This window comes from Vitreimonas sp. (assembly GCF_036392335.1).
GTDB lineage: Bacteria > Pseudomonadota > Alphaproteobacteria > Caulobacterales > Aquidulcibacteraceae > Vitreimonas.
Genome location: NZ_DASVYD010000074.1, coordinates 43,691 through 61,618 on the forward strand (window position 1 = coordinate 43,691; position 17,928 = coordinate 61,618).

General features: G+C 60.6%; 24 protein-coding genes and 1 pseudogene. 15 read left to right on the top strand and 10 right to left on the bottom strand.

All coding sequences use genetic code 11. The annotated features are described in order from the left end of the window. Window positions 1-23 precede the first annotated feature (23 nt). The 3 genes from VF769_RS17720 to VF769_RS17730 all read right to left on the bottom strand — a co-directional run bounded on the left by VF769_RS17720 (window position 24) and on the right by VF769_RS17730 (window position 2,374). A complete protein-coding gene (locus tag VF769_RS17720; protein ID WP_331009761.1) occupies window positions 24-662 on the bottom strand; it encodes a tyrosine-type recombinase/integrase in 639 nt (212 codons plus the stop codon). A gap of 202 nt (window positions 663-864) precedes the next feature. Continuing rightward, window positions 865-1,497 (bottom strand): HNH endonuclease, encoded by a 633-nt coding sequence (locus tag VF769_RS17725; protein ID WP_331009762.1) that lies wholly within the window; start codon window positions 1,495-1,497, stop codon window positions 865-867. A 211-nt stretch (window positions 1,498-1,708) separates the two neighbouring features. Next, the gene (locus VF769_RS17730) at window positions 1,709-2,374 is read right to left on the bottom strand and encodes a hypothetical protein (RefSeq protein WP_331009763.1); all 666 of its coding nucleotides are present in this window, start codon (window positions 2,372-2,374) and stop codon (window positions 1,709-1,711) included. Window positions 2,375-2,723: 349 nt separating this feature from the next. Between VF769_RS17730 and VF769_RS17735 the strand changes: the two genes are divergently transcribed. After that, window positions 2,724-3,539 carry a hypothetical protein gene (locus VF769_RS17735; protein ID WP_331009764.1) on the top strand — a complete coding sequence of 272 codons (816 nt, stop codon included), beginning with the start codon at window positions 2,724-2,726 and terminating at the stop codon, window positions 3,537-3,539. Between the two features lie 10 nt (window positions 3,540-3,549). Here the strand turns inward: VF769_RS17735 and VF769_RS17740 are convergent, their stop codons facing one another. After that, window positions 3,550-4,107: a hypothetical protein gene (locus VF769_RS17740; protein WP_331009765.1), complete on the bottom strand. Its 558-nt coding sequence runs from the start codon at window positions 4,105-4,107 to the stop codon at window positions 3,550-3,552. Between the two features lie 231 nt (window positions 4,108-4,338). Between VF769_RS17740 and VF769_RS18540 the strand changes: the two are divergent. From VF769_RS18540 to VF769_RS17750, 3 genes and pseudogenes are all read left to right on the top strand, one after another. Further along, window positions 4,339-4,512 (top strand): annotated as a pseudogene (locus tag VF769_RS18540) (HNH endonuclease); the annotation flags it as partial. 45 nt (window positions 4,513-4,557) lie between these two features. Beyond that, window positions 4,558-5,253 carry a hypothetical protein gene (locus VF769_RS17745; RefSeq protein WP_331009766.1) on the top strand — a complete coding sequence of 232 codons (696 nt, stop codon included), beginning with the start codon at window positions 4,558-4,560 and terminating at the stop codon, window positions 5,251-5,253. Beyond that, a complete protein-coding gene (locus VF769_RS17750; RefSeq protein ID WP_331009767.1) occupies window positions 5,234-5,836 on the top strand; it encodes a hypothetical protein in 603 nt (200 codons plus the stop codon). Before VF769_RS17745 ends, VF769_RS17750 begins: the two co-directional genes overlap by 20 nt. Before the next feature lie 24 nt (window positions 5,837-5,860). On the opposite strand, the gene VF769_RS17755 is transcribed toward VF769_RS17750, so the two are convergent. Continuing rightward, window positions 5,861-6,505 carry a rhomboid family intramembrane serine protease gene (locus tag VF769_RS17755; protein WP_331009768.1) on the bottom strand — a complete coding sequence of 215 codons (645 nt, stop codon included), beginning with the start codon at window positions 6,503-6,505 and terminating at the stop codon, window positions 5,861-5,863. A gap of 119 nt (window positions 6,506-6,624) precedes the next feature. Here VF769_RS17755 and VF769_RS17760 point away from each other — a divergent pair, with 119 nt between their 5' ends. From VF769_RS17760 to VF769_RS17780, 5 genes are all read left to right on the top strand, one after another. Next, window positions 6,625-7,500: a hypothetical protein gene (locus VF769_RS17760; protein ID WP_331009769.1), complete on the top strand. Its 876-nt coding sequence runs from the start codon at window positions 6,625-6,627 to the stop codon at window positions 7,498-7,500. A 5-nt stretch (window positions 7,501-7,505) separates the two neighbouring features. Next, complete coding sequence (locus VF769_RS17765) at window positions 7,506-8,267, top strand: hypothetical protein (protein WP_331009770.1); 762 nt, start codon at window positions 7,506-7,508, stop codon at window positions 8,265-8,267. A 431-nt stretch (window positions 8,268-8,698) separates the two neighbouring features. After that, entirely contained in the window at window positions 8,699-9,007 is a 309-nt protein-coding gene (locus VF769_RS17770) for a hypothetical protein (protein ID WP_331009771.1), read from the top strand. After that, complete coding sequence (locus tag VF769_RS17775; RefSeq protein WP_331009772.1) at window positions 9,004-9,309, top strand: hypothetical protein; 306 nt, start codon at window positions 9,004-9,006, stop codon at window positions 9,307-9,309. Before VF769_RS17770 ends, VF769_RS17775 begins: the two co-directional genes overlap by 4 nt. 53 nt (window positions 9,310-9,362) lie before the next feature. Beyond that, window positions 9,363-9,779 carry a hypothetical protein gene (locus VF769_RS17780; RefSeq protein ID WP_331009773.1) on the top strand — a complete coding sequence of 139 codons (417 nt, stop codon included), beginning with the start codon at window positions 9,363-9,365 and terminating at the stop codon, window positions 9,777-9,779. A 98-nt stretch (window positions 9,780-9,877) separates the two neighbouring features. Here VF769_RS17780 and VF769_RS18500 read toward each other — a convergent pair whose 3' ends face one another. Then, on the bottom strand, window positions 9,878-10,114 hold the full coding sequence (locus tag VF769_RS18500; protein ID WP_349258165.1) for a helix-turn-helix transcriptional regulator: 237 nt from the start codon (window positions 10,112-10,114) through the stop codon (window positions 9,878-9,880). Between the two features lie 82 nt (window positions 10,115-10,196). On the opposite strand from VF769_RS18500, the gene VF769_RS17785 reads away from it, so the two are divergent. The 3 genes from VF769_RS17785 to VF769_RS17795 are packed head-to-tail and all read left to right on the top strand — an operon-like array spanning window position 10,197 to window position 11,974. After that, window positions 10,197-10,505, top strand: coding sequence for a hypothetical protein (locus VF769_RS17785; protein ID WP_331009774.1), 309 nt, complete (start codon window positions 10,197-10,199; stop codon window positions 10,503-10,505). After that, window positions 10,492-11,046: a sigma-70 family RNA polymerase sigma factor gene (locus VF769_RS17790; protein ID WP_331009775.1), complete on the top strand. Its 555-nt coding sequence runs from the start codon at window positions 10,492-10,494 to the stop codon at window positions 11,044-11,046. Before VF769_RS17785 ends, VF769_RS17790 begins: the two co-directional genes overlap by 14 nt. Then, window positions 11,018-11,974 carry a FecR family protein gene (locus tag VF769_RS17795; RefSeq protein ID WP_331009776.1) on the top strand — a complete coding sequence of 319 codons (957 nt, stop codon included), beginning with the start codon at window positions 11,018-11,020 and terminating at the stop codon, window positions 11,972-11,974. The genes VF769_RS17790 and VF769_RS17795 overlap by 29 nt, the downstream gene beginning before the upstream one ends. A 98-nt stretch (window positions 11,975-12,072) precedes the next feature. On the opposite strand, the gene VF769_RS17800 is transcribed toward VF769_RS17795, so the two are convergent. From VF769_RS17800 to VF769_RS17815, 4 genes are all read right to left on the bottom strand, one after another. Next, entirely contained in the window at window positions 12,073-12,198 is a 126-nt protein-coding gene (locus tag VF769_RS17800; protein WP_331009777.1) for a hypothetical protein, read from the bottom strand. A 73-nt stretch (window positions 12,199-12,271) separates the two neighbouring features. Next, on the bottom strand, window positions 12,272-13,144 hold the full coding sequence (locus tag VF769_RS17805; RefSeq protein WP_331009778.1) for an endonuclease/exonuclease/phosphatase family protein: 873 nt from the start codon (window positions 13,142-13,144) through the stop codon (window positions 12,272-12,274). A 143-nt stretch (window positions 13,145-13,287) separates the two neighbouring features. Continuing rightward, window positions 13,288-13,548, bottom strand: a complete 261-nt coding sequence (locus VF769_RS17810) for a hypothetical protein (protein ID WP_331009779.1) — start codon at window positions 13,546-13,548, stop codon at window positions 13,288-13,290. 10 nt (window positions 13,549-13,558) lie between these two features. Then, window positions 13,559-13,858, bottom strand: coding sequence for a hypothetical protein (locus VF769_RS17815; RefSeq protein WP_331009780.1), 300 nt, complete (start codon window positions 13,856-13,858; stop codon window positions 13,559-13,561). 173 nt (window positions 13,859-14,031) lie between these two features. On the opposite strand from VF769_RS17815, the gene VF769_RS17820 reads away from it, so the two are divergent. From VF769_RS17820 to VF769_RS17830, 3 genes are all read left to right on the top strand, one after another. Continuing rightward, on the top strand, window positions 14,032-14,529 hold the full coding sequence (locus VF769_RS17820; protein ID WP_331009781.1) for a thermonuclease family protein: 498 nt from the start codon (window positions 14,032-14,034) through the stop codon (window positions 14,527-14,529). A 113-nt stretch (window positions 14,530-14,642) separates the two neighbouring features. After that, entirely contained in the window at window positions 14,643-14,843 is a 201-nt protein-coding gene (locus VF769_RS17825) for a hypothetical protein (RefSeq protein ID WP_331009782.1), read from the top strand. Window positions 14,844-14,953: 110 nt separating this feature from the next. Then, window positions 14,954-17,926, top strand: coding sequence for a TonB-dependent receptor (locus VF769_RS17830; RefSeq protein ID WP_331009783.1), 2,973 nt, complete (start codon window positions 14,954-14,956; stop codon window positions 17,924-17,926). Window positions 17,927-17,928: the final 2 nt, after the last annotated feature.

The window sequence follows — 17,928 nt, forward strand, 5'->3', positions numbered from 1 at the left end:
AATTGAGCTGATGGCTCTTTGGGTTACACATCGATCCCTTCGGCAATTGCCAACGCGTCCTCCACCTCCACGCCCAGGTATCGAACGGTGCTGTCTAACTTGGTGTGCCCGAGAAGAAGTTGAACGGCCCGGATGTTGCCGGTCTTACGATAAATCAGCGCTGCCTTGGTGCGCCGGAGTGAATGAGTTCCGTAAGCCTTCGGCGACAACCCAATGGCCGCGATCCATTCGTCGACCAAGCGGCCGTATTGCCGGGTGGTCATGGCCTTGCGCTTGTCCACCCTGCTGGGGAAGAGCCAGTCGGACGCTTTGAGCTCCTTGCCTCTGACCCAGGCCGCCAAAGCAGCCCGCGCCTGCTCGGTGATCTCGAATTGGACTGGCGCACCGGTCTTGCGCTGCGAAATCAAGGCCCGCGTGCGCACCTGATCGTCCTGCATGACATCCTCAACGCGCAGGTGGACCAGGTCGCAGCCGCGCAGCTTGCTGTCGATGGCCAAATTGAAGAGCGCCAGGTCGCGCACTCGATTGGAGATTTGCAGCCTCACTCTGATCGCCCAAACCTCGCGCGGTTTGAGAGGCGGCTTCTGGCCAGTGACTTTACCCTTATTCCACGGCACGAACGGCGTGCGCACTGCTTCGATAATTTGTGTATGCGTTTCCATCTCTGTCCTCCTTTGCTGGAGGACGGGAATAGCGGCGCTTAGTGGGACGGGATTTCAAACGGATACACCCGCCCGTGCATTCGGTGAGACATCCCAGGAACGGACTCTGAAATCCGAGCGGCGCGAGCGCGCCCGCAAGCGGACGTCGGCCCCTAGTCCGCGCGCGGCTCGAACGCGACATTCGCTCGGCGGCTCGCTTGAGTTAAGGCTGTGGGACAAAGCATTGGAGCCCGTCCCAGCTAGAGCGCTGGACAGGAAATGCGCGGGGATCGATGAGGAACGACTCCTCAAGCGTATTGGACATGCGACCGTAGTTACACACGGCGCAGGTAACGACCATATTGCCGACGCTGCTTTCGCCCCCGCGAGCGTGCGGAATGATGTGGTCGAACTGCAGGTTTGCCGCTTGAAAGAACCGGTGCTGTTCAGCGGCATTGTCCGTCCAGGGCGCATCTTTCGGGTACACGCTGGCGATGGCCTTGATCGTGTCTTTGGGGATCACTGGCATTCCGCAGAAGCGGCAGTGATAACCGTCGCGGGCGAGTATATCGCGCCTTCCGGCGGAGCTAACCATCCGAGGCCGCCTTCGCTCATGCATCGGCAGTCGTGGCGGATCCAGCGCTTCAGGGTGCGGCCCATGCAGGGACGCGTCGTACGGACCCACCACTTTCTTGAACCAGACGCCAATGATCGGTAGGTCGGCCTCACGGAAGCATTCAGCTGCGCCTGACATGTCGTTTGCGTTGTGCAGGCGCACAGCTTCTAAGAGGCGTTCAGCGGCGGGCCAGACTTCAGGTGGCGGCTCCAGGAGGCACCGTCTCATGGCCATCGTCATTTCATTACTCCGCTGTACGATCGGGGCACACCAATCGCGACTTTTCCGGCTTCCATCCTGCGCGACATCCCATTAGCAGACATTGCTGGCAAAGCACTCGAAAACAGACATTCGCGTCATGCAGCCTGCTCCTTAGGAGGCGGGCGCGAGCGCGATAGCTATCGGCATCACTACAGTTTTTGAGCGGCTCGCCGGGCGAGAAGCGGTCAAGCTAGCGCATCGCGGCGAGTTGCTCTGAGATTCTCGAACGGAGAGCCGCGAAGTATTCCTCGTGACCAAAGAACTCTAAGTCCATTCGAGAGATGGGCTGGTTTTCTTCATCCGCACAGGCAACGGTGTGCCGTTCGACCCGTTCGTCCAACACTTCGAGCCTTCTTACCCAGCGGTTCAGCTCTTTCTGCGCTTCCATGCGCGTCAGCACTTCCTCCGCGCTTGTCATCACATCGCCCTTGGATCCTCTGACGAGCGCGATGGACTGGAGCGCCATGAGAAGGATCAGCGCTTGCAATGTGAAGGCGTGAATCTTCTGGTTCTCCGCGTCGACGTAGCGCGGAATCCAGGTGCCGAGATATATTGACGTGGCGGCGACGCCATTGTGTACAGCCAGATATTCTGTGGGTTTGATGCCGTGCCTAAGGTACGGTCGCAGTTCGTTTTCCATCCAGTGCTGGACCAAGCCGCAATCGACCGTGCGGGCGAGCGCACCACTTGAGCCCATCACATCGTACTTCTCGTACATCATGGATTGCAGCCTGCGGTCCTGCATGCTGAGGCCAAACGCCAGGACGTGGTTGAGTGCGTGCGACTTCGACTGATGTCTGTCAACCGCATCGTATAACACTGGCAGGACAAAATAGAGCGCGTCGAGATCAGCCATCTATCCCCCCACCTCTCTGAATTTATCGCTCACTTCAGATAGCCGCCGACAAATTGCATCGCCTCGCCATCGCTCACAATCTCTAACGCATCAAAGATGGAGGTCCAGCGACCGGATTGGGCCATCCCCTGCCCCACTGACATATCAGCTACGAGCGACCAGAACGCGGCACCATTCGTGCCGTTCGACGGGTCCTGAAAATCCCAAGAAGAGACATACGGGTTGCCGGCCCGTGAGCGGACATTCCGTTTCGGCCGAACTTCAATCCCGCTAGGTTCACGCGAGATGTCGCGCGGCGATCCGACAATTTCTAAATCTGTCGCAGGAAACCGTAAGAAGGCGCACGCACATGACTGAGAACGAGGCCGGGACAACAGGCCACATGGTGAACTCCGCTCGCGTTCCGCTGACAGACACGAGCGCCGTGGCCTTTAGAGGCCGCGTGTTGCCAGAGTTTTTTCGAATAACGCTTAATCACCCTTACACAGTGCGAGCTACGCTGAGTGAAACTGGTTCCTCTGCTGAGTTCTCGATCGCGATTCAAGAGTCGCAAATACACATTGACTGCACCACCGGTGGGTCATGGGACCTGTGGGGACTCCACCGGCGCGCCCTAGACCTAACCCAAACGATCATTGACCTGATCTGTTTTGCTCGCGGGATGCACTTAGCTGTCCTATTGGACACAGCGGTTCAAGACGGCATCGAGCACCCCATGATGTCCTCCTCTCCGGATCTAGCTGAGTTCTGCACTTCCTATTCTATCGACAATGGCTTTGATGAGGTCCTGTCTTTGGTTGTGAAGGAAGCACCGTTCTTCGTCGCACTAAACGATCTGAATGCCGCGCTCGCCAATTACCATCTCTCTCCAACCAACTTCGCCCGCGTCGTTGAGGCGATCCGCGTGATGATTGCCGGAGAGGATGCGGCTACACCTGAAGCATGGCGACGAATGCGAACGGCTCTCAATCTTGACATGGAATACCTGAAGCTCATCACGGATACGTCAGCACCTAAGCGGCACGGAAATCATCCTCGCATTGAGGCGGATGTGGGAGCGCAAATCTCCGAACGCGCATGGCGGGTCATGGACCGCTTCATTGCGTACCGGCGCGGCGGCAACCGCGACCTTCCAGAGTCGGAGTATCCTTTTCTGCAAGGGTGAGCGCTAGAATTCAACTAACGTAGCCGACCTCCACGCGCAGCTTTTCTGCAAACACTCCAATGTCTCTCCCGAGCACCTCAAACTCCGCCACCTCATTCTGGATTTGCTTTGCTGTCAGATGCCCCAACCCTTTCTGCTTTGCATTGCGCGCGCCAAGGGGATTTTGCGCGGCATTCATTGCGTCCACCAACTGATGGGGCTTGTAGTAGGACATCCAGAAGACGCCTCGCGGGCTGTCGATAAGAAGCTCCATTATCCGGCCGTGAGCAATTCTATTCCGAAACCTATTCTTGCTCTTCATGCGCTCTCGAAGACCTTCCCACTCCGTGAGCAGCGGCGATTCTGACGCGAGGATGCGCGAAACGGCTGCATGCGCGACGCCTAGCTTCCCTTCAAAGCTTTGCACCGCATAGAAGGCATCGAGAGCAGCGACTAAATATTGGGCCTTGAGTGCATAGACATAGACATTGGACAGCTCGTGCTCGACGCCGCCCCAACGGTCGTGCGCCCAGCCCACCTGTAGCGCGACCTCATCAAAGTCGCTGAGTACTGTAGGCGCTTTTGCCATCGACGCTCCCCCAACTAATCTACGCACGTTTTGTTGAATCTACTCGGCTTCGGAGCAATCCCAGCAGCGGATGTCCGCGCCATCACGTCGCAAAGCAGACGTCGGACACCCACGCTACAGCCTTCGCAACCTCAACATTTTACACGAAAAATCGGCCAAGAGCCGCTGATTGAAAAATGGCTCACCAAAAATTTCGGCGCAGCCCGTCATGATCCGCGCTAAACTGCAAGCATGAGCACGAAGAGCGAAATCGAAGAAATTCCGTGGCCCGGAAATCTCTGCATTACTTGCCTGGAAGAGCGCAAACTCTCACTGGAGCACATATTCCCGGACGCGCTGGGCGGTGCGCTGACGTGTCGGTTCCTCTGCGAAGACTGCAATAGCTTATTCGGGCACTCTATCGACGCGTCAGCGAAGAGCGATCCCTCCATTCGGAGCGCAGCCCGCGCCGTGGCCAAGAATGTGCCCAAGATCGTCGCGGACATCGACGAAGGACAGCGGTTCCTCATACATACCGAAGTGGCGATGCTTCACGGCAAGCAACGCGGCGGCGAAATCCAAGGCACATGGCATCATATGCCAGATGGCTCAGCCATTGCCCCCGAGGATCAGGCGATTGAATCCCTTCGAGGTAGGATGCGAGCCGAGGGACTGAGGCCCGAAGAGATTGCGGCCTCTATTGCCCGCTATACGGCTGCGGAGCCGGGCGAAGTCGTGAACATGTCGCCGACATGGGCGGCGAAGAAACTTGCCGCCTATCTTGCCGGGCCCGATCTCAGAGCGCCGGAAGTCGACCCGCTTCTCTTCGTGAAGATCGCATATGAATTCACAGCGCTGCTGGTCGGCCAAGCCATCTACGCCCTCAGCCCTCAGCTTGAAGAGCTTCGCGCCGTGTTGAAGGAGACACGCCGTGACTCCGACGCCTTCAAATTGGAGAAGCTGACGGCGAAGGATGTCGCGCCGTTTCATGGGATCGCATTCGAAGGCAATAAACCGCACGCGGTCTTTCAAATCCGACTCTTCGGAAAGCCCGCCTATCGAGTTCACCTTCGGAGAATCGCGGTTCAACACAAGCCGATTGCATACACACACGATCTGGAGACCGGCGAGCATTGGCACAACTTAGATGACAGCGAAGCAGCCTAAATTTGATCTGGAGTGCGGACTCGTTCGAGCGCTTTGCGACGCGCTGACGCTGCCCGTTGATTCCTACGAAGACCCACACGCTGGCAACGTGCCCGAACGCGGAGTCGATGTCATCGCTCATTCGCGGGGGATGAAGTTTGGCGTTCAAGTGACGACGCCTGACTTTGGCGTGGTTCGTGGTGCGGATCGAAGCTCTGAAGCCAAAGCGTATCAGCGAGCAAAGAATGAAAACGATGGCGTCTACTTCCATTGGGGCACCGGCAACCCCAACCAGGTGCTAAATTCCTTTCGTCGGTCGATTGAAGAAAAGTCAGCCATCGCCAAGCGGCATGACTTCAGCACCTTCAGTGAGGCTTGGCTTCTGATTTCGTGTGGGGTCCCAATCCCGGGCGCCGTCGTCTCTACTTTTTTGCCGCCTTGGGTAGACACCGGCGAGATTGATAGGTGGACGCAAAAGGCACTGCGAAATTCCTCCTACAATCGCGTCTTTATTCACTCCATATCTGACCCGGTCCAACGGCTTTGGGTCTGGACAGCGCTTGATCGGAGATGGGTTCAACTCTTGGGTCCGCCAGCGCGGTAGTGACCACTGTCTCCCACATAAGCGCTAGCTGCCGTTCTGCCGTTGGCGCTCCGCGATGTAAGCAGTCAATTGCTCCTCACCGCCGATAGATTGAACCTTCCAGATAATCGCCGCGACCAAACCGACAACAAACCCGCCAACATGAACAGCGTAGGCGACGCCTGAGACCTCACCTTCGCCGGTCAACACCGAATGCAGTTGAAGCGCAATCCAAACTGAAAGCGGTAGCCATGCTCTTGGCGCCCAAATGCCGAGAGGAACGGCGAGCCAAAACAAAATTCGTACACGGGCACGGGGGAAGAGCCCGAGATAGGCGCCCATGAGCGCGGAGATAGCGCCAGATGCGCCAATCACGGGGATGTCTGAGTTCGGATAGATGACCCAATGAACGAGATTCCCGGCCATGCCCAGCAATGGGAATGCGATCAGAAAATTTCGATGGCCGAAGAGTCCTTCGAGCGTGCGACCGAACACCCAGAGGAAGAGCAGATTTCCAAGTAGGTGAATGATGCCAGCGTGCAAGAAAACCGACGACGCCAGCGTCAGCACGCTCACCCAGGGATGAACGGAAAACTCGATGGGGCGAAACCCTGCGAACGCTGAAAAATCAACGCCTAACCACCACTGGAGCGCTTCGCCCACGACAAGAGCGAGCATGAGCACCAGCACGCCCGGGTACTTCAGTCCCCTCGCTATGTCGTCGCCTAATGGAAACATCGCGGCCCCCGAACGCCGTCACTATGCACCGCGTGTGCTCGCGCATAAAGTGCAACCCTGGGGGTGTTCGAATGAGTCTCTTCAAATTCCTAGGCGTCTCGATAATCGGGATCGCGACCGCGCTCTTAATCGCCATTGCCGAGACAGTCGTCTCCAATCTCACGGGTTTCAACGTCTTCGGTTTTAGCTTCTTCGTCGTCATCCCCGTTGGCGCGTTGCTTGTCGGAGCCGCTGCGGCTTCCGGCTATTACTTCGGCTGCAAGTATCTCCAACTGCGCCCCGGCTTCTTCCTCATTGTGCAGATGATTGCCGTCGCCGCAGCGACGAATTTACTGATCTACTATCTTGAGTATCAGACACTTGTTTTGGACGACGGCACGCGAGCGAGCGCCGTTGTCGGATTTGCCGAGTATCTCGATATTTCGCTGACACAAACGGAATTGCGTGTCGGTCGGGGAGCGACGCCAACAGGGCCGGTTGGTGAATTCGGCTATTGGCTGGCGATCATCGAGTTCGTGGGCTTCCTCGTCGGCGGCCTGTTCGTCGTGCTCATGCTGTTCACGGCGCCAACGTGCAAACCCTGCAATCTCTTCTATCGGCGTCGCGCTGTGAAAGAACGGCACTTTGAATCCGGCGATGCCGCTGGCGCCTACTACGACAATCTATTCGCGAACCCCGTGGACTCCGTGGAGTTCGCGGCCAAATCCAATCTTGGCGCGAGCAAAGGGAACGTCCGCATGACCACGACGCTCTTTGAGTGCCCGAAATGCAAAGTGCAAATGTGGCGAGACGAAGCAGCGGTTTGGAATGGCCAAGACTGGAAGCACTTGAACGATCTTGAGCGGTCGATCCTGATTCCCGAAGGCTTGGACATGACTCCATTGCTTCGCGATGGCGGCGCGCCCATCGATAGTCCACCGTCAGCCGGAGGCCGCGAGACGGCATAACTGACATGATCCTTCCCGATGTTCATATCGAGGCGGACTACGAAAACGTCTTCGCCGTTTGCCCCCATTGCCAGCAAGAAATCATCTTCAATCGCATATCGGACTTGAAGACAACGGAGCCTATCGGGGGACGCGATGTAGTTTGCCTGTTGCCCGCGTGCGCTAAGCCATTCCGCATTGTCGGCGATAGCATCAATGAGGCTCACGACATGATCTTACAGCGTGGCGGCGGACTGCTCGACCGCAAACGCTACATGGAGTGCGTGACGCAGACATGCCAAGCCTATGAGATGTTCTTCAACTTGCATCTATACGCTGAGCTAGTTTATCGCCCCTTTGGCAAGGTCAGAGGCGTTGCCGCGCTTGACGCTGTGAACGAGCGATCAAAGAACCTTTATCAAGCAATCAGGAAGTTCGCATTTCAAGACATGCGAAACCTGACCCTATCCGTGGCGGTCCAAGCCGATCACACGCGGCCCTTTGATGCCGCTGAGGCCGCCGCATTTATTGCCGCGATCCCGAAGAAGCCGAATAGACCCACGGAGCCCTCAGACGAAGCGATCGGAGCGATCCCCGGCAAGGGGATTGCCGAGCAATTTCTTCGGATCAAAAAATCCAAGATCAACCAAGAACGGAATGAAGTAGCGCATGGTCGGGCTTACAGGCCAACGAGAGAGAGGGCGGAAGAGCTTTTCAGTGAAGCATGTCAGACGTTGCTTCCCATGACCTACGCGCTGAAGCTTCACTCCAATATCATGCACTATTGAGGCGGCTATGATCGATAGCCTTCGTTCTTCGAATCGCGCCAAGTGGCATGGATCGCGAGCCACTCGCGCTAGAATCCAGTCAACTGGTTATCGGTTGGCGCGCCGCGGATTTGATGGCCCCCGGGCACCTGAGCTTTGATCGGCGAAGGTCCGCAATTGTGCCACTGGGTACCCTTTGCAGAGTCTGAAAATGCCCCGGAGCGGCCCCCAGCGCTCGGCAAGACCTTACCCTCAGTCGCTCCAGCACCTGAGCACCGCGCCCCTTCCCGCTCCTCCTTTGCTTCGCACGCGGTCGGCCGCGCGCAAGGGCCAAGCCTTGCGGGCGCGTTCCGCGCGCCCTTGCACGCGCCCTCTTCCCACGTGCGCCGCAGATGAACGTCGCGGGAAAGGTCCGCGGCGCGCCGCCGGCGCCACCCGGCCGGATGATCCCGATGCTCACCTTTTCACTTTCTGGCTTGGTTTGCTGCGTGCTTGAAGGCACGCGCGGCGCAGCCACCTTGGTCGTCTCCGCGCAGGTGACCCGCGCCAATGCGCCAGCGCATGAGACCTTCATCCTCTGCGAAGTGCGCGACAGCGCCTTGTTGGCAAAGGTCAACACGCTCAGTCGCGGCGATCCGGTGAGCGTCGAAGGCGACATCGAGCAAAACCGACGCCAGGTCCGAGAACTTGCCTATCACAGCCTGAGCTTCGTTGCGCACTCGGTCGAGCGCATCCCATCCGGCCCGGAGGGCGGCTCATGACCGGCCGGCTCCATCTCACCCAACGCGAGTACGATGCGATGCTGGAGCGCCAGGGCTTCAAGTGCGTCACGCCCGATTGCCCGGAGACCGAAGGCTTGATCGCCGAACATTCCACACCCAACGCCTTGCGCCCTGGCAAACCCGATCAACTCATGTGCGTTGCCTGCCACAAGATCAAAACACTGCGCGACGTGAAAGAGATCGCGAAGGCAAAGCGGTTGGGCGGCGAGACGTCGAGCCAATACGAGCGGCGCAAGAAGTTCGGATCACGACTTCGCGGAAGGCGCTTCGAAAGCAAATAGGGGAACTCCCCCAATGGGGCTCAGCGCAAAGAGCTGGCATTGCAGTGTTCGCCATGCTGCTCGTTCTTCTCATCGGGATCGTGCTCGCGTTCCTCGCCTACCTCGCGTACGGGTTTGTGACCTACGCGATGCCGTTGGCCGTCGGCATCTATGTCGGCATGCTCGCGCACGAAAGCGGGGCCGGCAGCGGTGGGGCTTACTTCATTGGAGGCTTGGCGGCGCTCGTGTGCCTTTGGACCATGCGGGTTCTGTTTGCGCGGCTCCGTTCCTTGCCGGCTCGCGCCTTGCTTTCCATCATCTTCGTCACGCCGCCTGCTTTTGTGACGTACGCGCTCGTGTGGCAGCTCACGGCGGAAGGCGACGCGACCTTTGTATGGCGGATCATCATTTCCGCGCTCTCAGCCCTGATAATCAGCGTCATCGCCTGGGCGAAGCTGATTCAATACGATCAGGAGCCGCCGGCGGAGTGATCCCTTACTGCCCGCTAGCATCGGGCGCCATTTAGGTGAAAACACTGCAGGACGTGAGGCGATCGCCGAGAGCGAGCGATCGTAGGATGCAACTTCAATCACCTCTTACGAGGTTGTCTGCCCTTTCCGTCGGGCATCAGCAGATCGACAGGGCCAACACCGAGAGCCTGCGCTAACTCAAACAAGGTCACCACAGTCGGATTTCGCAGACCGTTTTCGAGGCCAGAGATGTACTGCTGGCTGAAACCGGATCGCTCCTCCACCTGCTCTTGAGTGAGGCCCTTTTCCCGTCGGATCCGCGAGAAATTGCGCCCAACCAGCGCCCGCATATCCATGGCGGCACGGTGGCAAAGCACACACTTTAGTGTTATGTACTATAATATGTATTCGACACTCGCGGACCATGTTGAGGGACGGGTGGAATCCGAGACGTCACTCGGCGTCATCGCTCGAGTTGCCTTGGAGGATCGCTCGACCGACCTAGCCATCGAGCTTGATCGGGGAGCGCTTGGAGTCGTGCGCTGCACTTCTACAAACAGCGACGCCGATTGCACCGCCCTCGCAACGATGGTCGCTGAGCGCACGTTCGTGTGGGCAGGACTGGTCTACGAGACCCTGGATCACCCTGGCGGCGTGGATGGGATCGAGAGCTTCCATGTGAGCGAGCTTGATCGCCTGGTGGCGCGGTTGGTGCAGTTGCAGGAGGCCTATCGTGAAGCCGGCTGATCTGGCGCGGCTGTTTGCGACGGAGGCGCCGCGTCTGCTGAAGCGCTTGCGGCGGTTTCGGGGAAAGGTCGCAGCCGAGGATGTGGTGCAGAGCGCATTCGCGAAGATGCTTGAGGTTGATGTGTCTCAGATCGGCGAGCCGCGCGCTTATCTGGCGCGGATGACCATGAATCTGGCGATCGATGAGGCGCGACGGTCCGCCAACGCGCCGGTGACATCGGTGCGCGCGGAAGATGTGGACGATCTGGCCGGCGCATCGGACGCGCTCTCGGCCGAGGAGATACTTGTCCGCGGCGAACGCTTTGCCGCCATGATGGGCGCGATTTTGGCGCTGCCGGAAAAAGAGCGACTGGCGCTCTTGTGGGCCAAGCAGGACGGGCTCACCCATCGCGAGATTGGCGAACGTTTGGGCGAGTCCCAACACAACGTGCCCTATTACCTTGCGCGCGCGCTTGCCAAATGCCGAAAGGCGCTGCACGCCTTCGAGCACGCCGGAGCGCACGGATTGGAACATGGCGGGCGAGGAACCGACGCGGATTGAAATGGAGGCGGCCCATTGGGTCGTGCTGTTCGATACCCCCGATTGGGACGCGCGTGATGTGGCCCGCTTTCGCCGCTGGATCGCCAAGTCCGATGCGCATCGCGCCGCCTTCGTGGGCGCCTCCGAAACCTGGCACGAGCTTGATCTCTTGGCGCGGCTGGAAGCGTTTCCAATCGCGGCCAATGATGCGGCGGCGCCTCTAGCCTCGCGGCGGATGCTGCTCGCGGGCTTGGGCGCAGGCGTGCTGGCCGTTGGCGTGGCGGGCTATGCTAGCCTCGCCCCCGGAGAGGCCCAAGCTTTTGAAACCCAGATCGGCGAAGTCCGCGACGTGCGTTTGGTTGACGGCTCATCCGTCATCTTGAATGCCGCCACGCGCGTCGAGGTGCGCGAGCGCAGCGCCACAATTCGTGCAGGCGAGGCGCTTTTTGTGATTGCCGCGGGCGACAGACCCTTTGTGATCAAGACCCCCTACGGCCAGATCGCATGCGAAGCCGGCGAAGTGCTGGCCAAGGTCTTGGCCGATCAGGTGCGGGTCTCCTTGCTTTCAGGCGCGGCCGCGGGGATGCAGCGCAGCTTCTTGCGCGCGCGCGAGACGCCGCGCACCGACGCCCACAACGAAATGCTGCTCCGGCGCGATGCGATTGATGTGGCGCCCGTGGCGCGCGCGCCCTTGATGCGGCGCACGCTTTGGCGCCAAGGCCAGCTTGCTTTTGACAACGCCTCGCTCGCCGAAGCCGTCGCCGACGTCGCCCGCCAGACCGGGGCGCGATTTGAATTTGGCGATCCCGCCTTGGGCGACTTGCGCGTCAGCGGCATCATCCGCGCCGATGATTTGGATGGCTTCTTGCTTCTCTTGCGGGAGAATTTGGCGATCAACGCCGAAAGCGTCGACGGCGTCTTCGTTTTGAGCTCGACGGCGACCTTTTAGTCAGGCGCCACAGAAAAGCGCCGCCGCGAGGCGGGCTCGCGACGGCGCTTCCTGCGATTCAACGGGTCCCCCCGGTGAAGGGAGGCAAGCGTTGGAGATTATTTCTTCTTCGCGGTCTTCTTGGCGGTCTTGGCGGCCTTGGGGGCGGCCTTCTTCGCCACTTTCTTCTTCGCAGCCATGTAGCGCTCCATCGCGGGACCTTTGCGTCCCACGCCTTGGCCCATGCCTGCTGAGTCCGAAATCAAAGGTTAATGCCCACACGCTGCTCGGCGTGCACGTTGACGCAAACTCCGTCGGTTAGAACGCGGATTGATCCAGATCGATCGAGATCGGGCAATGATCGGACAGACGCGCGCCTGCATAGGTCCATTCCCTGAAATTTGTGATGCGTGACCCATCGGCGGCGTTGAACACGATATGGTCGATGAATTCAGAATAGCGGGGGTCGCATTGGGGGCCCCGCCCTTCGCTGGCCAAACGCAGGTCCGGCGCCCCATCATCCCAATCGGCCCAGATAACATCACTGGGACGCGCCAGCCGCCGGTTGAAATCGCCTAACACCAGGAAGGCTTCGCCCGCCTCGGCGCGCGCCTCCATCCAGGCCTCGACGATCGGCGCTTGGCCCATCAACACCGCGCAATCGTCGCCGCTCGCCCCGCTGGCGCAGCGCGACTTCAAATGCACGACGAGGAGCCGGATCGGCGGCGCCCCCGCCGGGCGCACAATCACATCGACCCCGGAGCGCAAATCCTCCTGGCCAAGCTGGAGCGCGGTCAGATCGGGCATGCGCTCGAAAGCCACGCCCCGGCGAATGGCAAACCCCGTCGCTTGACGATTGAGCGTGTGGGTCGGGCGATCATTGCAGGCGCTCGTCCGGCCCGAGCCCGGGCGCGCTTCCATGATGATGGTCCACGCATCTGCGGGAAACACACGCGCTGCCGCGGCGGGCGATTCCACTTCCTGAAACGCCACTATATCGGCGTCGAGGCCGCGCACGAAGGCGCGCAAGGCCGCATAATCGGCCTCGCTGCGGGGCTCGCAGCCGCTCTCGTCGCGCTCGGCCAAATGCTCAATATTCCAGGCCGCGATGCGCAAGGATTGCACCTGGCGCTCAGGCGTCGTCGCGCAGGCGGCCAGCATCAGCGAAAGGGCCAGAATTACGCCGCGCATGCACGTCTCCATTGCTCGATCAAGCTCGCGCATCTAGCCGAGCTCGGCGGCCACGTCGCCTTGATTTATCGAGGAGCATCAAGTCTTCAAAATACGCAAGCTCAAGCTTCAACGCCGAGCCAACCGAGCCGCCCTGCCCGCGCTCACTCAAACAGCGGATTGCCGCCCTCGCCGCGGGGGTGATCGGCGCGCACCTCGACTTTGCGCGAGCCGCATCTGGAGCACCGGAGCGGCAAATCATCGAGACATCTGTCCTCGCCCCAGAGCACAATGGCATGCAAGAGCGACATCTCTCCGCTGTGATGACAGCCGCCGAATTGCGCCGGCGTGCTGGCGCATTTGACCACCAGATAAGCATAGCGGTTCTGGCGGCGCGCTTGCGCCAAAGTGATCTTTGCCCCCATGCGCGCGCACTCAAACGAGCGCCGAGATCAGCGGCGCCCAAGAGGCGACGTCGTCCAAGGGCTGCACCTCGCCATCGCGCGTGATCAAAAACCAATCCTCGTCCTCGCGTTGGGCGATGAGCACGCGCATCGCGTTGGGCTCACGCGCATAGACGACGCGGCGATTGGGCGCCGCGTCGCAATCGAAGCGCCATGCATTGCGCGGCGGGCGAAGCGCGTGCGCGCGCGTCAGCGGAATTTCGAATTCGTCCGCGTCCTCGTCAAAGACACGCTGATCGACATCCCAAGTGTCGTCGATCCACTCGTCCATCGCCGGCCTCGTTCCAGGCGTGCAATATTGTTCTTGTTATGTTCTGGCGTCAAGGCGAGGCGCGGAGGCGTCTGTGGAGAAGAGGCGTCGGTCGCGGACGGCTGGGCTCGTCTTGGACGCTGCAGCTTGCTTGCGAACAGCGTTAGGCTGTGACGGACTTTCGTGGAGGCTCAATGCAACGCGCACACATCCCTCTCTTAGCGGCAATCCTTGTGGCGCTCTTTGCTGGCTTGGCCGCAAGCCCTGGCGCGCGCGCGCAGAACGCCAATGATCGCGTGGGCGGCGCCAGCGTGATCGACGGCGATACGCTTGAGATTCACGGCCGCCGCATCCGCTTGGATGGCGTCGACGCGCCCGAACGCGGCAGACGCTGCGGCGATGTGAATGTCTACCAGCGCGCGGCTCAAGCGCTCGACAGTTTCGTGGAGGGCCGCACCGTCCTCTGCACGATTTCAGGGCCGCCTGATCGCTACGGCCGCGACATCGGCCAGTGCAGTGTCGCCGGCGCCAGCGTCAATGAATTCATGGTCGCCCAAGGCTGGGCCCGCGATTGGCGCCGCTATAGCGGCGGCGCTTACGCCGACGAGGAAGCACAAGCGCGCGCCAATCGTCGCGGACTCTGGGGGCTCGCCTGCCCCGCCGACCTCTGGGGCAATCGCAATTACAATTGAGCTCTGGGCTCAGCCGCGCGAACGCCAATAACGGCCCACGTCCACCTGATTAGAACGATTATGTGTTAGGCCGCCCATCGAAGCATAACATATATGTTCTGTGACGACCGCTCATGATCGTGCCCTTGATCGCCTTGACGCTCACTGGAGGCGCGCTGGCGCTGGCCGGCTATGAGATTGCGCGCCATCTGCGCCGCCGGCCCGCCAACGATGTGGACGTCCCCCGCCTCTCAGCGCGCTTGCGCACACGCATGCGCGCGGCGGCCTTGATGTTGGGCGCGGCGTTGGCGCTTCTGCTGTTCGACTCTCTTTGAACCAGACGACGCCCGAAAAATTCTTGCCCGCGCCGCTCTAAGCTTGGCGTCCCCGTTCGTCTCTTCCTGCAGAAGCCGCCGATAACAGGCGGATCGCGGGGAGTCTTTTCATGCGGAATTTTTCGGCGCGCACGCGCCGCGACGGCGCACGCTCATTTTTCGCCATCGCGCTCGCGACAAGTTCAGCCTTCGCGCTCGCGGGCGCCGCGGCCGCGCAGGAGCGCGCGGCCGCCGCCGCCGAACAGAGCGTCGCCTACGACATACCCGCCCAACCGCTCGATGCCGCGCTTCTGCGCTTCGCCGAACAAACCGGCGTCCAAGTGCTGTTCGCACGCGCGCACGTGCGGCCGTTCTTGTCCACCGCACTGCACGGTGTTCACCCCCCTCGCCAAGCCCTGAACCTCCTGCTTGGCGATACGGGGGTTCGCGCTGAACTGACCGGCGACACGCTGGTCATTCGCGAGATCCCCCAGCGCCATACCCAAAGCGGGAGCGCCGACGACACGATCGGCGCTCCCGCGGCGCCCACGCATGTTGCTGAGGCCGAGGACGCTGATCTGGTGATCACGGGCACACGCATCCGCGGCGCCCCGCCCGCGGGCTCGAACGTCTTGTCGCTCGATCGCGACGCGATCGACGCCACCGGGCGCGGCACGGTGCAAGATGTGGTGGCGACCTTGCCGCAGAACTTCCCGGGCAGTCAGAACGAACTCACGCAATTGGGCGCCACGGACGGGCGGCGCAACATCGCCTTTGGCTCTACCGTCGATCTGCGCGGGCTCGGCGCCGACGCCACGCTCACCCTGGTCAATGGACGGCGCTTGGCGCCATCGGGCTTTGGTAATTTTGTCGACCTCTCGCTCATTCCTTTGAGCGCGGTGCGCAGCATCGACGTGTTGGCTGACGGCGCTTCAGCCACCTACGGCTCCGACGCCGTGGGCGGTGTGGTCAACGTCATCCTCGATTCCGATTTTGAAGGCGCCGCATCGCGCGTGCGCGTCGGCCGCGACGGCCATGGCGGCATGGATGAATTCGCCGCAGCGCAGCTCATTGGCGCATCATGGGAAACCGGTCATGCGATGATGGGCTACGATTATCGCGAGCGGGGCGCGCTTGCAGCCGCCGATCGCGACACCACGTCGAACTCCGATCTTCGCCGCTATGGCGGGTCCAATTTCTCGCGCACGCTGTCCAACCCCGGCAACATCACCCGCATTGGCGCCATTCCGGCGTCATGGGCCATTCCTACGGGCCAAGACGGTACGTCCCTGTCGCAAGCCGATCTCATCGCCGGCAGCCTCAATCAGCAAGACATCAACGAAGATTCCTATCTCCTCCCCGAGCAGAGGTCCCACTCCATCTTCCTATCCGCGCGTCAGCAGGCGACGCCGCATGTCGAAGTCTTTGTCGATGCGCTGGCGGGCGTGCGCGAGGCCTACGCCCAAGACACGCAGATCGCGACCTCGATCGTCATCCCCGAGACAAATTATTATCGCCAGCTCAACGGGCTCTTCCTCGGTCAAGGCAATCTCACGATCGGCTATTATTTCGGCGCAGACCTCGGCCCCATCCGACATGTCACTTCAAGCCAAGGTCACAATGTCGCCGCCGGCGCCGAGATCGCGCTCTGGGATGAGTGGCGGCTGGAATTGGTCGGGTCCCATGCGCTGGTGCAGGAGGACACGCGCATCGAGAACACGTTTGAATCATCACCAGCCGTCACAGCCGCCTATGCCTCCAACGCCATCGCCACCGCCTTCAATCCGTTCGCGGACGGCTCCAACACACCCGCCTCCGTGCTCGCCGCCTTCACCTACGACCAGCACATCGACACCGATTCCGAAATCCGCACCTTTGCGGCCAAAGCCGATGGACCCTTGTTCGATCTGCCAGGCGGGGTCTTGCGCGCGGCCCTGGGACTCGAACGCAGGCAGGAGAGCTTCACCATCGATCGTGAATTCATCCGCACATCAGGGATCACGCGCTTGCCAATCCAAGCCCCGGGTGAGCGCACGATCGAGGCCGTGTTCGCGGAAATTCTGGCCCCCGTTACGGACACGTTCCAAATCTCAGCATCCGTGCGGCAGGAGCGCTCCGACACGTTCGACGCGACAACGCCAAAAATTGGCGTATCGTGGGCAATTGCAGGTGATCTGACGCTGCGGGCCACTTGGGGTCTCTCGTTCAAGGCGCCACAATTCCAGCAAATGCTCGGCGCGACGTCGGGCACGCTGACGAGCGCGACAGCGGCGCAAGACCCCCAAGCAACAAATGGCTCGACCGGCTTGCTCATTCTGGGCGGCTCCAATCCCAACCTTGTACCCGAAGAGGCGGAAAGCTGGACCGCAGGGTTCACCTATCGCCCGCGCATCATGCGCGGACTGAGTCTCGACGCCGCTTATTTTGACATCGATTTCGCCAATCGCATCGCCACCCCCGGCAATGTTTTGGCCGCGTTTCGCGACCCAACCGGACTTGAGACCGTTTTCACGCGCAATCCGACGCTGGCGCAAGTGCAAGCCGCCATCGCGTCCGTGGACACGGTCGCCGGTTCCCTGCCGCTCTCGAGCGTCGAGGCGATTTTCGACGGCCGGCTCAGCAATCTGGCGAGCCTGCGCGTGCGCGGAATCGACCTCTCGGCGGCATACGCATTCGCAACACGCATGGGCGAATTCACGCTGAACGCGTCGGCGAGCGGTCTGCTTCAATATGAGCGAATGACAGTCCCCGGCGCTGCCGGGATCGAAGCCCTCAACACCATGTTCAATCCGGTCGATTGGCGCGCACGGCTCAGCCTCGCATGGCAGGCTGGCCATTGGAGCGCCGGGGTGACTGGGATCTATGTCGACAGCTACCGAGACAATCTGAGTACGCCAACACGGGAGATCGATTCATCCCTGACGTTCGACATGCGCGCAGGATTTGCTCTGGATGCGCGCGGCTCAGAGATCTCGCTCTCGGTGCAGAATGTCTTCGATGAGGATCCGCCCTTCGCCAACAATCCGTTGGGCTTTGCCTTCGACGCCCAGAACGCCTCGCCCGTGGGACGCCTGTTTGCGGTCGAAATCCGCAAGCGTTGGTGATC

Excerpts from the sequence above, each read along its gene's own strand:
- VF769_RS17720 (WP_331009761.1), bottom strand. The coding sequence starts at position 662 with ATGGAAACGCATACACAAATTATCGAAGCAGTGCGCACGCCGTTCGTG.
- VF769_RS17725 (WP_331009762.1), bottom strand. The coding sequence starts at position 1,497 with ATGACGATGGCCATGAGACGGTGCCTCCTGGAGCCGCCACCTGAAGTC.
- VF769_RS17730 (WP_331009763.1), bottom strand. The coding sequence starts at position 2,374 with ATGGCTGATCTCGACGCGCTCTATTTTGTCCTGCCAGTGTTATACGAT.
- VF769_RS17735 (WP_331009764.1), top strand. The coding sequence starts at position 2,724 with ATGACTGAGAACGAGGCCGGGACAACAGGCCACATGGTGAACTCCGCT.
- VF769_RS17740 (WP_331009765.1), bottom strand. The coding sequence starts at position 4,107 with ATGGCAAAAGCGCCTACAGTACTCAGCGACTTTGATGAGGTCGCGCTA.
- VF769_RS17750 (WP_331009767.1), top strand. The coding sequence starts at position 5,234 with ATGACAGCGAAGCAGCCTAAATTTGATCTGGAGTGCGGACTCGTTCGA.
- VF769_RS17760 (WP_331009769.1), top strand. The coding sequence starts at position 6,625 with ATGAGTCTCTTCAAATTCCTAGGCGTCTCGATAATCGGGATCGCGACC.
- VF769_RS17765 (WP_331009770.1), top strand. The coding sequence starts at position 7,506 with ATGATCCTTCCCGATGTTCATATCGAGGCGGACTACGAAAACGTCTTC.
- VF769_RS17770 (WP_331009771.1), top strand. The coding sequence starts at position 8,699 with ATGCTCACCTTTTCACTTTCTGGCTTGGTTTGCTGCGTGCTTGAAGGC.
- VF769_RS17775 (WP_331009772.1), top strand. The coding sequence starts at position 9,004 with ATGACCGGCCGGCTCCATCTCACCCAACGCGAGTACGATGCGATGCTG.
- VF769_RS17780 (WP_331009773.1), top strand. The coding sequence starts at position 9,363 with ATGCTGCTCGTTCTTCTCATCGGGATCGTGCTCGCGTTCCTCGCCTAC.
- VF769_RS18500 (WP_349258165.1), bottom strand. The coding sequence starts at position 10,114 with ATGGATATGCGGGCGCTGGTTGGGCGCAATTTCTCGCGGATCCGACGG.
- VF769_RS17795 (WP_331009776.1), top strand. The coding sequence starts at position 11,018 with ATGGCGGGCGAGGAACCGACGCGGATTGAAATGGAGGCGGCCCATTGG.
- VF769_RS17800 (WP_331009777.1), bottom strand. The coding sequence starts at position 12,198 with ATGGGCCAAGGCGTGGGACGCAAAGGTCCCGCGATGGAGCGCTACATG.
- VF769_RS17805 (WP_331009778.1), bottom strand. The coding sequence starts at position 13,144 with ATGCGCGGCGTAATTCTGGCCCTTTCGCTGATGCTGGCCGCCTGCGCG.
- VF769_RS17810 (WP_331009779.1), bottom strand. The coding sequence starts at position 13,548 with ATGGGGGCAAAGATCACTTTGGCGCAAGCGCGCCGCCAGAACCGCTAT.
- VF769_RS17815 (WP_331009780.1), bottom strand. The coding sequence starts at position 13,858 with ATGGACGAGTGGATCGACGACACTTGGGATGTCGATCAGCGTGTCTTT.
- VF769_RS17820 (WP_331009781.1), top strand. The coding sequence starts at position 14,032 with ATGCAACGCGCACACATCCCTCTCTTAGCGGCAATCCTTGTGGCGCTC.
- VF769_RS17825 (WP_331009782.1), top strand. The coding sequence starts at position 14,643 with ATGATCGTGCCCTTGATCGCCTTGACGCTCACTGGAGGCGCGCTGGCG.
- VF769_RS17830 (WP_331009783.1), top strand. The coding sequence starts at position 14,954 with ATGCGGAATTTTTCGGCGCGCACGCGCCGCGACGGCGCACGCTCATTT.